Annotated in this window: 15 protein-coding genes and 1 pseudogene; 7 read left to right on the top strand and 9 right to left on the bottom strand. The window is 65.6% G+C overall.

Translation table 11 applies throughout. From position 1 onward, the window contains the following. Positions 1-40: 40 nt before the first annotated feature. From AC5Y46_RS06265 to AC5Y46_RS06275, 3 genes are read right to left on the bottom strand one after another with little or no spacing between them, the layout of a single operon-like run. Complete coding sequence (locus AC5Y46_RS06265; protein ID WP_499990429.1) at positions 41-493, bottom strand: VOC family protein; 453 nt, start codon at positions 491-493, stop codon at positions 41-43. Beyond that, on the bottom strand, positions 493-1653 hold the full coding sequence (locus AC5Y46_RS06270; RefSeq protein WP_499990430.1) for a M24 family metallopeptidase: 1161 nt from the start codon (positions 1651-1653) through the stop codon (positions 493-495). Before AC5Y46_RS06270 ends, AC5Y46_RS06265 begins: the two co-directional genes overlap by 1 nt. Further along, positions 1650-2894 (bottom strand): M24 family metallopeptidase, encoded by a 1245-nt coding sequence (locus tag AC5Y46_RS06275; protein ID WP_499990431.1) that lies wholly within the window; start codon positions 2892-2894, stop codon positions 1650-1652. Before AC5Y46_RS06275 ends, AC5Y46_RS06270 begins: the two co-directional genes overlap by 4 nt. Positions 2895-2959: 65 nt before the next feature. Here AC5Y46_RS06275 and AC5Y46_RS06280 point away from each other — a divergent pair. Then, positions 2960-3231, top strand: a pseudogene (locus tag AC5Y46_RS06280) (cytochrome P450); the annotation flags it as partial. A 74-nt stretch (positions 3232-3305) separates the two neighbouring features. Here AC5Y46_RS06280 and AC5Y46_RS06285 read toward each other — a convergent pair. Beyond that, entirely contained in the window at positions 3306-4679 is a 1374-nt protein-coding gene (locus tag AC5Y46_RS06285) for a WS/DGAT/MGAT family O-acyltransferase (protein WP_499990432.1), read from the bottom strand. Between the two features lie 103 nt (positions 4680-4782). Here AC5Y46_RS06285 and AC5Y46_RS06290 point away from each other — a divergent pair, with 103 nt between their 5' ends. Beyond that, complete coding sequence (locus AC5Y46_RS06290) at positions 4783-6147, top strand: FAD-binding oxidoreductase (RefSeq protein WP_499990484.1); 1365 nt, start codon at positions 4783-4785, stop codon at positions 6145-6147. Positions 6148-6255: 108 nt separating this feature from the next. Further along, the gene (locus tag AC5Y46_RS06295) at positions 6256-9495 is read left to right on the top strand and encodes a DEAD/DEAH box helicase (RefSeq protein WP_499990433.1); all 3240 of its coding nucleotides are present in this window, start codon (positions 6256-6258) and stop codon (positions 9493-9495) included. Between the two features lie 24 nt (positions 9496-9519). Here the strand turns inward: AC5Y46_RS06295 and AC5Y46_RS06300 are convergent, their stop codons facing one another. From AC5Y46_RS06300 to AC5Y46_RS06310, 3 genes are all read right to left on the bottom strand, one after another. Further along, positions 9520-9915: a type II toxin-antitoxin system VapC family toxin gene (locus AC5Y46_RS06300; protein WP_499946078.1), complete on the bottom strand. Its 396-nt coding sequence runs from the start codon at positions 9913-9915 to the stop codon at positions 9520-9522. Beyond that, a complete protein-coding gene (locus tag AC5Y46_RS06305) occupies positions 9902-10132 on the bottom strand; it encodes a FitA-like ribbon-helix-helix domain-containing protein (protein WP_499946077.1) in 231 nt (76 codons plus the stop codon). The genes AC5Y46_RS06300 and AC5Y46_RS06305 overlap by 14 nt, the downstream gene beginning before the upstream one ends. Positions 10133-10271: 139 nt before the next feature. Further along, on the bottom strand, positions 10272-11699 hold the full coding sequence (locus AC5Y46_RS06310; RefSeq protein WP_499990434.1) for a serine/threonine-protein kinase: 1428 nt from the start codon (positions 11697-11699) through the stop codon (positions 10272-10274). Between the two features lie 71 nt (positions 11700-11770). Between AC5Y46_RS06310 and AC5Y46_RS06315 the strand changes: the two genes are divergently transcribed. After that, the gene (locus tag AC5Y46_RS06315) at positions 11771-12292 is read left to right on the top strand and encodes a TetR/AcrR family transcriptional regulator (RefSeq protein WP_499990485.1); all 522 of its coding nucleotides are present in this window, start codon (positions 11771-11773) and stop codon (positions 12290-12292) included. A gap of 25 nt (positions 12293-12317) precedes the next feature. Then, entirely contained in the window at positions 12318-13457 is a 1140-nt protein-coding gene (locus AC5Y46_RS06320) for an acyl-CoA dehydrogenase family protein (RefSeq protein ID WP_499990436.1), read from the top strand. Here AC5Y46_RS06320 and AC5Y46_RS06325 read toward each other — a convergent pair. Continuing rightward, on the bottom strand, positions 13437-14132 hold the full coding sequence (locus AC5Y46_RS06325) for a mycothiol-dependent nitroreductase Rv2466c family protein (RefSeq protein WP_499990437.1): 696 nt from the start codon (positions 14130-14132) through the stop codon (positions 13437-13439). The genes AC5Y46_RS06320 and AC5Y46_RS06325 overlap by 21 nt on opposite strands. A gap of 2 nt (positions 14133-14134) precedes the next feature. Continuing rightward, positions 14135-14551, bottom strand: a complete 417-nt coding sequence (locus AC5Y46_RS06330) for a protease inhibitor I42 family protein (protein WP_499990438.1) — start codon at positions 14549-14551, stop codon at positions 14135-14137. Positions 14552-14619: 68 nt separating this feature from the next. Here AC5Y46_RS06330 and AC5Y46_RS06335 point away from each other — a divergent pair, with 68 nt between their 5' ends. Together AC5Y46_RS06335 and AC5Y46_RS06340 are read left to right on the top strand one after the other, a co-directional pair. Then, positions 14620-15735, top strand: coding sequence for a DUF5685 family protein (locus AC5Y46_RS06335; RefSeq protein ID WP_499990439.1), 1116 nt, complete (start codon positions 14620-14622; stop codon positions 15733-15735). 31 nt (positions 15736-15766) lie between these two features. Then, entirely contained in the window at positions 15767-17362 is a 1596-nt protein-coding gene (locus AC5Y46_RS06340; RefSeq protein WP_499990440.1) for a Na+/H+ antiporter, read from the top strand. Positions 17363-17434 lie beyond the last annotated feature (72 nt).

Genomic DNA, 17434 nt, shown 5'->3' on the forward strand with positions numbered 1-17434 from the left:
GCACCTGCGCAGGAGGTCATCCGGCATCTGCACGCGTGCGCTATGGCCGCACCGGCAGCATCCCCAACCACCCATCCGAAAGCACCTCCAACAACTGCCCATCCGGATCCCGCAACATCGCCATCCCCTCCCCGACGGACCCCTCCACAACGGTTCCTCCAAACGAAGCAACCCGATCCAAAACCCCAGGCAGATCCGACACCGAGAATGAAAGATGAGATAGCCCAACCTGATCCATCGTCCGCTCCGACCCGGTATGCACCTCGCGCGCCGAATAGTCGATCAGCTCCAACACAAACGATCCGAGCACCAGATACGTCGCGTGCGTCCCCAACGGCTCGGGCAACCCGATGAGCTGTGATGTGCGATCGTCCGGCGGCTCGATCTCCCACCAGAATTGAAACCCGAGTAGCTCCTCGTAGAAGCGCCGGGACGCAGCACGGTCCCGAACAACGAGGCCGACGTGGTTGAAAACGACCGGCTGCGAACCCATTACAACCTCCCGTACCGCGACAGAACCTGTGGGCCGCCAGCCGAAATCAGTACGGTCGCCCGTTCGAGACAGCCCCCCACCCCAGGCTGCGTCACCCAGGACTGCACGCTCAACACCATCCCCTCCTCCAAGACCGCATCCCGTCCGCGCCCCAGCCCGATCACCGGCGGCTCAGCCCCGAGCCCCAGCCCGTGTGCCAGCAACACCGCAGAGGATCCGAACCCGAGCCGTTCCCAAGCTCGATATAGCGAGGTACCGGTAGCACCCGGCCGGCACGCCGCGACCAACGCATCCAATCCTGATCCGCAAGAGGAAGACAGCGCGGCAGCACGGACCGACCGCGAGCCGCCGACCATCCGCGTACACGCCAGCCCCGCCTCGTATCCCGCATACCGGGCCGAAGGCGCCAGCACCACCAACTCCCCCTCCCGCACCGGACGATCCGAAGCCAGGAAGCGAAAAGGGACCGAACCACGCAAAGCCGTTGCGAAACAGACACTTTCAGTAGGCGCTACCGGAGCACCGAGCGATGCCACCGCAGAGTAGTAGACCCCGAGCAGCTCCCGCTCAGAAACACCGGGCTGCAAGGCCGCCTCCATTGCCCCCAGAGCGGATTCCGAAATGGCCGCCGCCACTTCCAGACACGTGATTTCTTCCGCTGTCTTGACGCTGCGAGCGGCCTCCAGCACCGGGCCGGCGTCCAGGAAATCCGACATGCCGGCCATCCCGGCGAGCAATACGAACGATGCCGTCATCCCGTCGGTGCCGATCCGCCGCGCCTCCCGAAGCCCCGGAATCGACATCAGCGACTCCATCACCTTCATCGGATTCCAGCTCAACGGGTACAGATCCTCACGAGCGATCTCCGGCGGCACCCCCTCATCCCACGAACGCAGCAGATGCACATGCCCAGAAGACCTGACCACAACAGCCAGCGGCGCGAACGGCAGCACCCCGGCCCGCCCCAGCCAGCGAGCCCCTGACACGTAGTGCACGTTGCCCGAACGACCCAGAATCAGCGCGTCCAGATCATGAGTCTCCATGCCCGCCAGAATCTTCAACCGCCGCTCACCACGTAGCCAGCCGAAGTCGATCCGCGCGCCATCTTCGAGGCTGGAAACCCCCAGACGCACCCCGGGGTCACGCGGCGCCGGACTCATGGAACACTTCCGAAGGGTGCGTAGTCGGGACCGGAAAGCTTGACCCAGCCCCGATCCGTCACGGCCACAATATCTTCCGCGCGATATCCGCTGGCACCGTCTTCCCAGATCACCGGCTCCAGCACCAGCACCATGCCTGGTTGCAGACTCAGTTGCGCATCGAACTCATCCCCCAGATCGGTTCCGATCAAGGGCATTTCGGCACTATCGACACCCACCCCGTGCGCCAGATAAAAGTGCGAGATCCACGGCCGCGCTCCGCCGTTGGCCGCCACAGCCGCCCGACAAAGCTCCAGAGCAGACACCCCCGGCGCCAATACATCCAGGCAAGCATCGATCACCGACCGCCACCGACGAAACTGCCCGCGCTGAGCGGCATTCGGTTCCCGTCCCACCACCCAGGTCCGACCGTAGTTCGACGCGTATCCCTCCCATGTGATCGCGGTGTGCGCCCAGATCACGTCGCCGTACCGAAGGAACCGGTCGGTGGTCACGGTCGGGTACGCCAGATCGCCGTGGGAGGTCCAAGGACCTGAGTCCAGCGACGGGGCCATCACCTGCCAGATCGGGTCGGTCCCGCCCGCCGACGCACCCAGCTCGAAGATCTGCCGCAGAAACACCGCGCTCAGGTCGGTCTGTCGCACCCCAACGCGCAACGCCCGCAACGCATCTTCCATCGCCAGTTCGTTGAGCCGTTGCGCCTGGCGGATACAGGCGACCTCGTCCACCGTCTTGATCACCTTGACCTTGCCCATGATTCCCGACGAGTCCGCCCACGAAACACCTTGCAAGCCACGGATCATCGCGTGCGAGAAGTGGTCGATCCCCACCCGGGCACCGGCCGAGAAATGGTCCGACAACGCCGCACTGAATTCCGAGATCCCGTCTTCCAGGTCGGGAAACAGCGGTGGATGCAGATGCACGCCGAGGGGCACTCCGTCGCCGAACATCGAGTACAGATGCGGCATCGGCTCACCCTTGACCACGATGGCCACCGCGCGGAACAGCGCCGCCCGGTCGCCGTCCATCGCCGGCGTCGCGGCACCCGTCGCATACGCCACCGCACTGGACGTCAGCAGCACCAGACCGTCCAACTTCTGCGCCACCAGCTCGGACTGCAACCGGGCATACCTCTCCCGGCGCATGCGGGCGAGATCGGGCAGCTCCGGAATCGCAATGCCGCCGATGGTCGCTCCCGATGCCCAGTCCTCGATGACGTCCACCACCTTCAAGTTGGGCACCCAAGCGCAATAACGCAAAGATAGCCTAATAGCCGGCATGCGACCTGAAGGCCCATGAGGCTTCGATGGCACCGCGCCCTGACGCCACGGTCGACTTCGACCACCACTCAGAGGATTTCAACCTCAACGAACTCAACATCAGCGCCGAGCGAAGACACAAATGCCCCATCGCCTGCAACCGCAACTACGGCGGCTTCTGGTTCCTGTCCAGCTATCAGGCGTCAGCCAGGCGGCACGAGCCAGCGACACCTTCGCCCACAAATACGAGCCCGACTCTACAGACGGCATCGACTGCCAGGGTGAGATAAGCGTGCCACGACCCGCAGGTCAACCGGCGCGTAGCCGAAGACGACGTCGAGCGCTACCTCGGCAACCCGAGCATGACCGGACTGGCCAGACTACCGGTCACCTTCACACCGCAGCCCCGCGCTTGACTCGCAGCCGCCGGCTCGCCGCGACCAGTCGCGCCACGCCCTCCTCGATCCCGGCCGCCAGCGCCGACACGTCGGGCGCGGTGTCGTAGTCACCGGTGATGCCGAAGACGAAGTTGTCGGCGTAGCTGACCATCGCGACGCCGGTGCGCAATTGCAGCGCGATCGGCGGGATCGGCAACATCTCCAGCACCCGACGTCCGAGCAGCTTCTGCTCGGCCCGCGGACCGGGGACGTTGGTCGCCAACGCGACCACGGAACGTTGCGGCAGCCGACTCAGCAACCGAACCATCCACGCCGACAACGCAAACGGCACATTCCGGGCGGCCGAGAACAGGGCGTTGCCGCCCTCGCGCTGTCCGCTGCCCTTGGCCGCTGTCAATCGGTCGTGCACCAGCTCCAGCTGTGTCACCGGGTCGTCCTCGTCCACCGGCAGCAGCGGCAGCATCGCCGACACCTGGTTGTCGGTCATGTCGAAGTGATTCATGCCGCGCACCGAGACCGGCACCAGCGTGCGCAGCGAGTTGCGTGCGGGATGTTCGCCGCGGTCGAGCAGCACCCGCCGGTAGCCGTGCGTGATGGCCGCCAGCGCCACGTCGTTGAGCGTCACGTCGAACGCTTGAGCCACCTCGTGCAGATCGGACAGTCGCGCCCGCGCGGCATTGAACCGCCGCATCGCCGTGACGGGTCCGCTCAACGACGTCCGCGGCGCCGAGTTGAACAGGTTGGCAGTCAGCTCGAGAGCACCCACCGCCATATGTTCGGCACTAGCAACCGCGCCGAATGCGCCGCGGGCCCAGTTCAGCGGGTTGAGGCTGGGCCGCCAGAGCCCACGCTGTTCGGGTTCCTTGGCGGCGCGGATATCGGTGGCGAACGACGCCATGTCGCCGTCGTCGCCGAATTTGGCCAGCATGCGAGTGGTGGCGATGCCGTCGGCGATGCAATGGTGCAGCTTGGTCAGCACGGCCCACCGGTCTTCGCGCAGACCCTCGATGACGAAGCAGTCCCACAGCGGACGGTCGCGGTCCAGCCGGTGCCCCATCACACTGGCGATCACCTCGAACAGTTCCTCGTCGCCGCCGGGCTGCGGCAACGCCACGTGATGCAGGTGCCGGGAGATGTCGAAATGCGGATCGTCCACCCACTCGGGCGAACCGAGGTCGAGTGAATGTGTATGCAGCACTTGGGAGCAACGCGGAATGCTCTGCGCCCGCTCGGAAAAGGCGGCGACGAATTCGTCGAAGCTCGGTGCGGGTCCTTCCATGATCGACACACCGCCGATCGCCAGACTGACGTGTGGATCGGAGTCTTCGACTTCGAGGAAAGCTGCATCCAAGGCTGACAATCGCTCCATGCGGCTCACTATTCGCCGCGAAGGCCGGTGGGGTCAGGGCCGGAAGTCCTCAACCAGATGGGCCGATTGGACGATAGATTGACCTGCTGTGGGTGACATTGCGATGCGTTTGGCGCAGATCGTCGGCGACCACAACTTGCTGACCGGCGACGCGATTCCCGAGGACTACTCGCACGACGAGGAATTGTCGCTACCGCCGATCAAGCCTTTGTATGTCGCGAAGCCGGCCACCGCCGACGAAGTCGCCGAACTACTGAAAATCGCGGCCGAGCACAAGGTCCCGGTGACGGCCCGCGGGTCCGGGTCCGGTCTGTCCGGCGCCGCACGCCCGCACCCCGACGGCTTGGTGATCTCGTTCGAGCGGATGAACAAGGTCCTGGAGATCGACACCACCAACCAGGTCGCCGTCGTCCAGCCCGGGGTCACGCTGACCGACCTGGACGCCGCCACCGAGGGAACCGGTCTGCGCTACATGGTGTACCCGGGTGAGTTGTCGTCGAGCGTCGGCGGCAACGTCGGCACCAACGCCGGCGGGATGCGGGCGGTCAAGTACGGGGTCGCCCGGCACAACATCCTCGGGCTGCAGGCAGTGTTGCCGACGGGTGAGATCATCCGCACCGGCGGCAAGATCGCCAAGGTGTCCACCGGCTACGACTTGACCCAGCTCATTGTCGGCTCCGAGGGCACGCTGGCGCTGGCAACCGAGGTGATCGTCAAACTGCATCCGAAGCTCGACCACAGCGCCACCGTGCTCGCTCCTTTCGCCGATCTCGCCCAGGTGATGACGGCGGTGCCTGCCGTGTTGGCTGGTGGATTGGCGCCCTACATTCTCGAATACATCGACAACATGACGATGGCCGCGATCATCCATACTCAGAACCTCGAGCTGGGCATACCCGACCAGATCCGCGACAGTTGTCAGGCGTATCTGGTTGTGGCACTGGAGAACCGGACGCCGGATCGGTTGGACGAGGATGTGCAGCGGACGGGTGAACTGCTTGCCGATTTGGGCGCGGTCGACGCCTATGTGCTCGACGGCGGTGCGGCGCGCCGGTTGATCGAGGCGCGTGAAAGGGCGTTCTGGACGGCCAAGACGATCGGTGCCGACGACATCGTCGACACCGTTGTGCCGCGCGGTGCCATGCCCGAGTTCCTCTCTGTTGCACGCGATCTCGCGGCCGCCACCGGTGCCGCGGTGGCCGGGTGCGGGCATGCCGGGGACGGCAATGTGCATCTGGCGATACTGTGCCAGGACGGTGCGAAGCGAAAGCAGCTGATGACCGACATCTTCGCGCTGGCAATGCAATTGGGTGGTGCGATCTCCGGTGAGCACGGGCTGGGCCGCGCCAAGACGCCCTACTTTGTGAAGCTCGAAGATCCGGCCAAGGTCGCGCTGTTGCGGCGTATCAAAGAGAGCTTCGACCCGGCTGGGATCCTGAACCCGGGGGTTGTGTTCGGAAACGAATAACATCGCCACATCGCAGGCCAAAACCTCTTCAACCTCATCTGCACCATTTCCGGCTGTCACGCGGCATGCCTCGACCTACTTGTCAGACCGTGTCGTTACCGTGCGGGCATGCAGTCACGGAAGTATCCCTCGATCGACCTTGCCAGCGCGCTCAAGCTGGTTGGCGAGCCTGCCTACGCCCGCGGGCAGGCCTATGCAAATGAGGGTCGGGTGCTGAATTGCGCGTGGGACCCAGAGCTGCAGAACCTTGCCGGAAGTGTGCGAGGTAGCCAGGGCCGCACCTACGCAACCTTGATGCAGCTTCGGCCGCGAGACGCCGATATCTGGGGCGTCCAATACGGGTTCTGCAGTTGCCCCGTACACCGGTCCTGTAAGCACGTCGCAGCACTCGCCATCGCCGTAGCGGAGGCTGCAATGCCAGGTGCCCACCGTACGAACCAGGCGGCGTGGCAACACTCACTGGATGCACTGCTGCCCGCGGTTTCGACAGACGCCAACACCGGGACGCCGCTGGCGATCGAGCTGACCCTGACGGCGAACGGGTCGTGGCGGACCCTGGACGCACGACTCGTTCGCCAGGGAAAGCGCGGCCGCTGGGTGGCCGGGGATCTGAGCTGGGCAAGGCTGCACGTGCTAGGCGGCTTCGGCTATTCCGACACTCAGGTAGGGGTGTTGCGACAGCTCTATGCGACCTATCGATCGTCGATCTCGCATTCCGCTGGCTATTACAGCTATTCGTACAGAAGCTATGTCCACAGCGACGCGAAGTCAATCTCGCTGTCGCACTTCGGATCACCGCAGCTGTGGCCGCTGCTGGACGAGGCACGCCAAGCCGGGGTGCGGCTGATCCAGGGTGGGACTCAACAGGATGTACCGGTGTCCGCGAATGCGCTGATGTGCTTGGACGTCACGGTCGGCGAGACGGGCGATCTCGCCGTCGAACCTGTGCTTCGGGTCGGCGGCGTCACGGGGCAGCCGCTGGCGTTCATCGGCTCGTCTGGTCATGGCGTGGTATACGACGACAACGGATTGTGTCTTGCCCGGCTGGATAAGCCGGCACCGGAAGCGTTGCAGCGCATGGCACTCGGTGCTGAAGCCCTGATAGTTCCCGCCGACCAGGGACCGCGCTTCGCCGCAGACTACTACCCGAGATTGCGCCAGATCACCACGGTGATGTCATCGGACGAGTCGTTCATACTGCCGGAGATCATTGGGCCGACGCTGGTCCTGCGCGCCGACTACCAGCCTGAGCATGAGCTCGAACTGACCTGGGAGTGGTTATACCGGATAAGCGACAACGACTTTCGCGTGCCGATCGGCGCATCCGAACACCTGGGTTATCGCGATCTGGAAGCGGAGAACATGCTCGCCTGCAGCATCGAAGCTCCGGTGGAGCAAGTGGGGCTGCGCACCGCCGAAGGAACGCTGATCACCGGCGTGAGGTTGTCCGGCCTCGAAACCATGCGGTTCGCCACCGAAATTCAACCGTTGCTGGCCGAGCTACCCGACGTCGCGCTGGAGATGTTCGGCGACCAGGTGGATTACCGAGAGGCGAGCGGCTCCCTGGTCATCGCGGTGACGACGGACGCGACGTCCGGTGAGACGGACTGGTTCGACCTTGGTGTCACGATCAGCATCGAAGGAAAACAGGTTTCGTTTGCGAGCGTGTTCACCGCGCTCGCGTCGGGGCAGTCGCACCTCCTGCTTCCCGGCGGTGCCTACTTCGCGCTGGACAAACCGGAGCTGGTGAAGCTGCGCGAGCTCATCGAAGAGGCCCGTGCACTCACCGACGCCGAGGACGGACCACCCCGGATCAGCCGATTCCAGGTCGGGTTGTTCGACGAACTCGCCGAGCTCGGAGTCGTGTCGCGCCAGGCCGACGAGTGGCGCCGTCAGACCGAGGGGCTGCGCGCGCTGAACGGCCTGAGACCAGTGATGGTGCCAAGCAGCCTGCACGCCGCGCTCAGGCCGTATCAAGCCGATGGGTTCGCCTGGTTGGCGACTCTGTATGCCCATGGTCTCGGTGGGATCCTCGCCGATGACATGGGTCTGGGCAAGACCATCCAGTCGCTGGCGTTGATTTGTCATGTCCGTCAACAGAATCCGCACATGGCGCCGTTTCTGGTGGTAGCGCCGGCCAGTGTGGTCGCGAACTGGGCGACCGAGGCAGCGCGGTTCGCGCCCGACCTGACCGTGGTGCCTGTCTCTGACACGCTGCGCCGCTCCGGTGCCGACCTCGAAGAACTGGCGGCCGGCGCGCACATCGTGGTCACCTCTTACACGCTATTTCGACTGGACTTCGACGCCTACGCCAAGACGGCCTGGTCCGGCCTGATTTTGGACGAGGCCCAATTCGTGAAGAACCGTCACGCCAAGACCTACCAGTGTGCTCGCAAGTTGACCGCGCCGTTCAAGCTGGCGATCACCGGAACTCCGCTAGAGAACAACCTCATGGAGCTGTGGTCGCTGCTGTCGATCACCGCTCCTGGACTGTTCCCCAACCCGACGACATTCGCCGACTTCTTTGCCAAGCCGATCGAAAAGACCGGGGACCCAGAGCTGTTGGCTCTGTTCCGTCGTCGCATCAAACCTCTGGTCAAACGCCGCAACAAGGAGCTCGTGGCTGCCGAGCTGCCGGCAAAACAAGAGCAGATCCTTCAGATCGAGCTGCCGCCCAGGCACCGCGCCCTCTACAACAAGCGACTGCAACGAGAGCGGCAGAAGGTGCTCGGCCTGCTCGATGACATGCAGCAGAACCGATTCACCATCCTTAAGTCGTTGACCGTGCTGCGACAGATGGCCCTGCATCCCGGGCTGGTCGACCCGGCTCAAGAGGGGCTGGCGAGCGCGAAGATCGAACTGCTGACCGAGCAGCTGCGCGACGTCGCCGACGGTGGCCACCGGGCACTCGTCTTCAGTCAGTTCACCCGGTTTCTGGCCATGGTCCGCGATCGCCTTGACGCTGAGGGCATCGACTACTGCTATCTGGACGGGCGAACACGTCAGCGGGCAGCAGTCGTGCAGCGGTTCAAGGACGGAGACGCACCGGTTTTCCTGATCAGCCTGAAGGCCGGCGGATTCGGTCTGAACCTCACCGAGGCCGACTACTGCTTTCTGCTCGACCCGTGGTGGAATCCGGCCACCGAGGCCCAGGCAATCGACCGCACCCATCGCATCGGTCAGACCCGTAACGTCATGGCGTACCGCCTCATTGCCCACGACACCATCGAGGACAAGGTGGTCGCCCTCAACGCCCGCAAAGCCAAACTTTTCGCCAGCGTGATCGACGACGGTAACGCGTTCGGCTCCGCGCTTACCGCCGACGACATCCGCGGATTGCTTGCGTGAGCCGCGCCCGACGGGTTGAGCGCCTCAGCCGACTACAACCTCGACCGCACAGCGCACTCCGGACGCACGTGACAGGCGGGCATCACCAGTAACCAGTAGTGCATCCAACTGCTCGGCCAGCGCAACGTACGCAGCGTCGTAGGGTGGGACGACGTGCCGCAGTTCCCAGATGCGCGGTAGCAACGGCTGATGAGTGGAACGACGCAGCGGCAAATCCGCCAGGTCTGCGACCGCAGCCGAAGCCCGCCGCGCTGTCATCAGTTTGGCGCAAACGTGCCGACGCCATACCGAAACCACTTCGAGGTCAACGAGTTCGGGGGCGAATATTGTTTCGCCCACTATCCGGTGCCGGCAGCGCTCGCCGTCATCCCCGTCGTCGCCCAGCGCTACAGCCAAGACACTGGCATCAACGACGATCACGGTCGGCCCGGATGTGCTCCACGGCGGCCTTGACCGATACCCGTCCACCACTGTGCTTGGTCACCCGGTCAAAAACCTCATCCAGCGTGGGGCGATTCGCCTCGTCAATCAAGCGAGTCAAAAGATATTCCTGAAGCGACTGATGTGCACGCGCCGCGCGTTCACGCAGGACTCGGTGAGTGCTTTCCGGGACGTCTTTGATCTGCACGCTGGGCATGGCGCCACTTTGGCGCTACTGGCGCTATAACGCAAGTCACCACAAACCTGTTGTCGCTGAGAGGCGGGCATTCGAGAAAACGCTTTACGCCGGTGACTGCAGTGACGGATGTGACACCCGGTGCAGGGTCCCAAAAACGTTAAACCCCTGTGGCGTACTGCAATACGGGTTCCGCGGAGTCCACGTGGCTGCCGCTGAGGATCGTAAGTCGTTGCGGGCGAATCTCGTAGCGCACACCGTTGGCCGGATTGGTGACGTCGAACCCGCCGGATGTGCGCACCGCATTGCCGAGTTCGATGTTGGCGCCGTCGCTGATCCGCTCCCCGCGGTAGTAGTAACTCTGCGGTCCCCTCTGACAGACCACCACCAGCGACTGGGCAGTGCGCAACACGGCGGCAGGCGGATTGCCCGGATCACAGCGGGCGGTGTGGCCGATGAATCCCAAGCCGTCGGCCCCGTCGACGGGCTGGGACAGCGACGGTGTCGTCGGCGCGGACGAAACGGGCGCGGCAACCTCGCGCGCGGGTCGGCTCCCGAACGCCAGCACCACGGCCAGCACCGCCGCGACGAACAACATCACCGCCGCAAAACCGCCGACCAGCACGGGAACCCGACTGGGTCGACCACCCACAACCGGAGCCGGCGCCAAAGGATACGGGCTGTAGCCACTGTCCTCCGGATTCGGGTAGCGAACCGAAAACGGCCGGGTAGGTGTGGGCGGGCTCGGCCCGACGGGAGCCATACCGGACCCGGCCGCCGCGCGCACCGCCGCCGCCAACTCCCCTGCCGAACCGAACCGTGCCGCGGGTTGTTTGGCCATGCCCGTGGCCACGATCCCGTCGAACGCGCGGTCGATCCCGCGGCGCATGATGCTCGGTCTCGGCGGCGGCGACATCAGATGTGCCGCAATCACTTCGGACTCCTCGAACGGCGGCCGGCCGGTGAGGCATTCGTACAGCACGCACGTCAGCGAGTAGACGTCGGTCTGCGGCCCGACCCGGTCGCCGCTGAAGCGTTCGGGCGCCATGTAGAGACGCGACCCGATCACCGATCCGGTGGCCGTGACGTTCGCATCGCCGGCGATGTGGGCGATCCCGAAGTCCGCGAGGTAGGCGAAGTTGTCGGCGGTGAGCAACACGTTTTCCGGTTTGACGTCGCGGTGCACCAACCCGTCGGCGTGCGCGGCGTCCAGCGCCGACGCCACCTGAGTCACGATCGACGCCGCCTGCACCGGGTCCAGGGCACCCTGCGAACGCAGCAGATCCTGCAGCGTGCCGCCATTGACCAGGCGCATATCGATGAACAGGACGCCGTCGATCTGGCCGAAGTCATGCACCGGGATGACATGCGGTTCCTGCAGCCGCGCCGCCAGTCGGCACTCCTTCCGGAAGCGTTCCTGGAAGGACGGGTCGTCGGCCAGCTCCCGGCGCAGCAGCTTCAACGCGACCATCCGATCCCGCTCGGTGTCGTATGCCCGGTACACGTCGCCCATGCCGCCCGCACCCAGCAGCGAGCGGAGTTGGTAAGGCCCAAACCGGGTACCAACACGCGAATCCGAGCTAGTCATCCCACCGGGCTACCCGTTTTTCCGGGACGCTACGTAGGCTGCGGTCCGTGGCTACCAACACCCGGTTGACGATGGACGACTGGCTGCAGGCCGGCTACGCGATCATCGCGGGTGACGGCCTCAGCGCGCTCAAACTCGACCGGCTGTGCACGCGCCTCAACGTCACCAAAGGCAGCTTCTACTGGCACTTCGACGACATGGCCGCCTATCGCCAAGCGCTGATCGACTCGTGGGCGCAGCTCAAAGACCAGGACCGTCGCGACATCGAGGAAACGCGCGATCTGCCGCCCCGCGAACGTCTGTCCCGGATGATGGCGTCGCTGGTCCGGCCCAGACAATGGTCGCTGGAGCGGGCGATGCGCGAATGGGCCCGGTCCGACGAGACCGTCGCCGCCGCCGTCCACGCCTCCGACCGTCGAATCCTCAGCGCCGTGCGACAAGCGTTCCGCGAGTACGGATTCGACGACGACGAGGCTGACCTGCGTGCCCACACCACGTTCGCCGCCGGTGTCGGCCTGCTGCACCTGGCCGGTCCATCACCCAAGAAGTGGCTGCACCACGAGGACTTCCTGGACTTCATGTTGCGCCGGTGACCATACCAAAAGGTATGGTGTCTGCATGATCAGCGAGGACCTCGTCGAACGGATCCGGCACCGCGCCCAAGAGACCGAGGAACTAAGGCGGTTACCTGCCGACACCGTCAAGGAACTGAACGAAGAAGGACTCTTCGACCTGCTCAAACCGGCGCGCTACGGCGGGCGGCAGGCCGACTTCCAGCAGATCCTCGATCCGGTCCGGCGCCTCGCGCACGGGTGCACCTCGACCGCGTGGACCGCGGGATTCTTCACCCTGCACAACTGGATGCTGGCGCTGTTCGGCGAGCAGGCTCAGCAGGACGGCTTCGCCAGCCAACCATTCCTGGCCTCGTCGCCGCTCGCGCCGACGGGGCGCGGCACACCTGTCGACGGGGGCATCCGGCTCACCGGACGCTGGTCCTGGGCAACCGGTGTGATGGAAGGCAACTGGGCCATCGTCGGCGCGTTGTGCGGCCCGGACGACGGGATCTATCCCGCCCTGGCGCTGCTGCCCGCCGAGGACTACCAGATCGTCGACGTCTGGCACACCGACGGCATGCGCGGCACCGGATCCAATGACATCGTCATCACCGACGTGTTCGTCCCCGAGCACCGGCTGGTCAAAGTCACCGACATCTACGGCGGCACCGCACCGGGAGCCGTCTTGCACGACGCGACGCTCTACCGCTGGCCGATGGTGCCCGCGCTCGCGTTTCTGGCGTCGATGCCGGCGTTGGGCACGGCCGAGCGGGTCGTCGAATTGTTCGCCGAGCGCCTCGGCGAGCGGGTCATCGCCTACGAGGGCAGCAAGCAGAAAGACAAACCGGCAGCGCAGGCCAGGTTAGGTGAAGCCCGGGTCCGGCTGCGCGCTCTACACGGACTGACCGCCGACACCATCGGCCGCATCGAAGCGATTCTCCAAGTCGGAGAACGAGTTCCGCGCACCGTACGAGCCGATGCCCGACTGGCCGCCGCACACGTCGTCAAGGAGTCGCGTGCCGTGATAGGCCAGCTGCTCGAAGCATCCGGCGCCAGCGTGCACTTCCTCGACAACCCGCTGCAGCGGGCTAAACGCGACGTCGACGTGCTGGGCGGGCACGTGATCTTCGACTACGACACCAGCCGAGAACTGGCCGGCGCGTTGGCAATCGGGCTCAAGATCTCACCGCTCGCCATGGTGTGAAAGGCCCTCCAGGTCAATGACCTCGCCGCGATTGATGCTGACCCAATCGCGCCCGTCGAGATAAGGCCGCAGGCTGCGCCCGATCAACTCGGCGTCCGCGGCCGACTTGGGCCGCTGCAATTCGTAGACGTGCGGCAACTCGGCCATGCCGCTGACCACGTCCCACAACTTCACCGCATCCTCTCCGACAGGCGGATTCACCAGCACCGGCCCGAACAGGCACTGCCCGTCCATAAACAACGTCGGCACCCCGAACCCGCCGGCATCGACCACCCGCTGATGCTCGGTACGCACCTCGTCGTGCGTCGTCGAATCGGCAAGCGCCGCATCGAGAATCGAGGCTTCGGCGCCGATCGAGACCAGCAGTCGTCGGGCAACATCGGGATCGTGCGGCTTGCCGCCCAGCGTGTGCAGCTCATGGCCGATTGCGGCATACCAACGATCGAGTAGGTCCATTCCGGTGCGCCGCAACAAAGCCCCGATCCGCATCAGCGACCACCCGTAGGACCAATCCCGTTCCCACGGATGCTTTTTGCCCTCGACACGATTAATCTCCTCCAGGCTGAAGAACCGCCAGTCGACGGTGATCCCGAGTTGCGCGCGGACCTCGCGGATCCACAGCGAAGTCTGGTAGGCGAAGGGGCACATCGGGTCGAAGTGGAAGTCGACGGTCATCGCTATTGCACCGTCACATTCGCGGTGAACGTGCACGACGGCGCGCCATCGCCGGTGACCGGGCCGTAACTGGTGACGATGCTGGTCTTCCCGGCCTTGGACGCCGTGAACGTCCACACCTCCGTGCCGGGCGCACCGATGCGGTCGGTGTTGCCGCGGAAATACTCATGACTGTCCTGCTTCAGGACCGCGGCGTCGCTGATCTTCGGCTCGGGCGTCCACCGGTACGGGGTGCTGTGGTTGGCGCCCAGCGACACCTTGAGCGTGTCGCCGGTCCGAAGCGTGACCTCACGAATGATGTTGCCTTGCTTCAACACATCGTCCATGGACACTTCCACGGTCTTGGTCGATGCCGCACCCGGGCTCGAACAACCCACCAGCAAGAGCACGGCAGCGAATGCCAGCAGCCTGATTCTCATAAGACGAACACTAGGCCGTGAGCCCACAGATCTGCCCAAATCCGCAGTTGGTCGGGTAGCTTCAATCCGTGTTTGGCATCATTCGGCCCTGCCGTCACCGGCTCGGCGGCGAACTGACCGCGGCTTGGCGAGCCCAACTGTGCGGGCTGTGCCTGGCGCTGCGCGACGACTACGGGCAGGCGGCGCGGATCGCGACCAACTACGACGGCCTGATCGTCTCGCTGCTCGTGGAAGCCCAGTCCGAGGCCAAGCCCACCCGCCGCACCGCCGGACCGTGCCCGCTGCGCGGCATGAAGCGCGCCGACGTGGCGACCGGCGAATGCGTACGCCTCGCGGCAGTGGTGTCGTTGGCGCTGGCGGCGGCGAAGGTCCGCGACCACGTCGACGACCGCGACGGCCTGGTCGGCGCGGCGGCGATCCGACCGGCCGCGCGGCGCATCGCCGAAAGCTGGGTCCGCCGCGGCACCGACACCGGCCACACCCTGGGCTTCGACACCGGTGTGCTGGTGGCCGCGATGGACCGGCAGGTCGAACTCGAGGAGACGGCCGGGCCGGGCAGCTCGCTGTTGGCCGTCACCGAGCCCACCGAGACGGCCGTGGCCGCCGCGTTCGCACACACCGCCGTGCTGGCCGGGCGCCCGGCCAACGAGGCGCCGCTGCGTGAGATCGGGCTGCTGTTCGGGCGGGTGGCCCACCTGCTCGACGCGGTGGAGGACTACCACGACGACCGGGCGCGCGGGAAGTGGAATCCGTTGGCCGCCACTGGAACTCCCGTCGCCGAGGTCCGCAAGCTGTGCGATGACGCGGTGCTCGGCATCGAACTGGCCCTGGCCGACGTCGATTTCACCGACGGCCGGCTGCCGCGCCGGCTGTTGACCAAGGAATTGCGCCGCTCGGTCTCCCGCACGTTCGCCGGCGCCGTCCCGACGGCCAACTACCCGTACGGAAGCCCGCACGGCGAGCAGGACGGCATCAACTTCGGCGGCAACCAATACGGCATGTACGGTCCGGGCGGCTATCCGCCTCCCGGTCAGCTGCCGCCCGAGCCGCAGAAGAAGCGCGGCTGCTGGGACCGGTGCACCGACGCCTGCTGCTGCGACTGCGAGTGCGATTGCTGTTGCGACTCCTGCTGTGACGGCGACGGCTGCTGCTGCGACTGCGGCGACTGCTGTGACTGCAGCTAGCCGCCGCTGAGCCGTAGGCAAGGATGGGCAGGTGTTTGCGCTTGTCGTCATCGTCGCGCTGGTATTCACCGTCGTCGTCGGCACCGTCCTGGGCCAGCGCTATCGCGTCGGCCCCCCGGTCCTGCTGATCTTCCTCGGCACGCTGCTCGGGCTGATCCCGCGGTTCGGCCACATTCACATCGACGGGGAACTGGTCCTGCTGCTGTTCCTGCCGGCGATCCTGTACTGGGAGAGCCTGAACACCAGCTTCCGCGAGATCAAGGCCAACATGCGGCCGATCGTGATGACCAGCGTCGGCCTGGTGATCGTCACCGCGGTCGCGGTGTCCTCGACGGCGCGTGCGCTGGGCATGGAATCACACGCAGCCGCGGTGCTGGGCGCCGTGCTCTCCCCCACCGACGCCGCGGCCGTGGCCGGCCTGGCGAAGAAACTGCCGCGCCGCGCGCTGACCGTATTGCGCGGGGAAAGCCTGATCAACGACGGCACCGCGCTGGTGCTGTTCGGCGTCACCGTCTCGGTCGCCGTCGGCGGCAACGAGGTCAGCCCGCTCGCGTTGACCGGTCGATTCGTCTACTCCTACCTCGGCGGCATCGCCGCCGGACTGATCGTCGGTGGCCTGGTGACGCTGCTGCGTCGCCGCATCGACGCTCCCCTCGAAGAGGGAGCCCTCAGCGTGCTGACCCCGTTCGCGGCGTTCCTGCTGGCCGTCGAGTTCGACTGCAGCGGTGTGGTCGCGGTGTTGGTGTCGGCGCTGGTGATCAGCTACGTCGGCCCGCGGGTGATCCGGGCCCGATCCCGGTTGCAGGCGTTCGCCTTCTGGGACATTTCGACGTTCCTGATCAACGGCTCGCTGTGGGTGTTCATCGGCGTGCAGATTCCCGGCGACGTGCACGCCATCGTCGACGGCGGGGGCGGCCTTCGCCACGCCACCTACCTCGCCCTGGCGGTCACGGCCGTGGTCATCGTGACGCGCTTCGCCTGGGTGGAATTGACCACGCTTTTGGGACGCGCCCTGGACAAGGGCTTGCACCGCGACATTCAGCAGCCGGACTTCCGGCAGCGCTGCGTCACCAGTTGGGCGGGCTTCCGGGGAGCGGTGTCGCTGGCTGCGGCGCTGGCCGTGCCCCTGGAAACGTTCAACGGCGGCCCCTTCCCCAACCGCAGCCTGATCATCTACGTCGTCTCCTTCGTGATTCTGGTGACCGTGCTCCTTCAGGGCAGCACCCTGCCCGCCGTGGTGCGCTGGGCGCGGTTGCCCGAAGACGTCGCCCGCGCCGACGAATTGCAGCTGGCCCGTACCCGCGGCGCCCAAGCGGCGCTGGAGGCGCTACCGGAGATCACCGACGAACTCGGTGTCGGACCGAAGATCCGGGCGCGCCTGCAGAAGGAGTACGAAGAGCACGCTCTACTGGTCGAGGCCGGTGGCGACGACTCCGACGACAGCAACCGGCTGTCCGAAGCCGGCGATCAGATCCGTGCGGTGCGGCTGCGCGTGCTGGAGCGCAAACGCCGAGCCCTTACCGAGCTTCGTGACCGACGCCTGATCGACGACATCGTGCTGCGCGAAGTGCAAGCCGCCCTGGATCTGGAGGAAGTGCGACTGCTCGGCCCGGCCGACGTGGACTGACTACGGCGACTGTGAATCTGGCTGCGTAACACGCCGCTGCTGCGTCGTAGGATTCACGCTCGGCGGTACGGC

The sequence above is a fragment of the Mycobacterium sp. NGS59 genome (genome assembly GCF_059812345.1).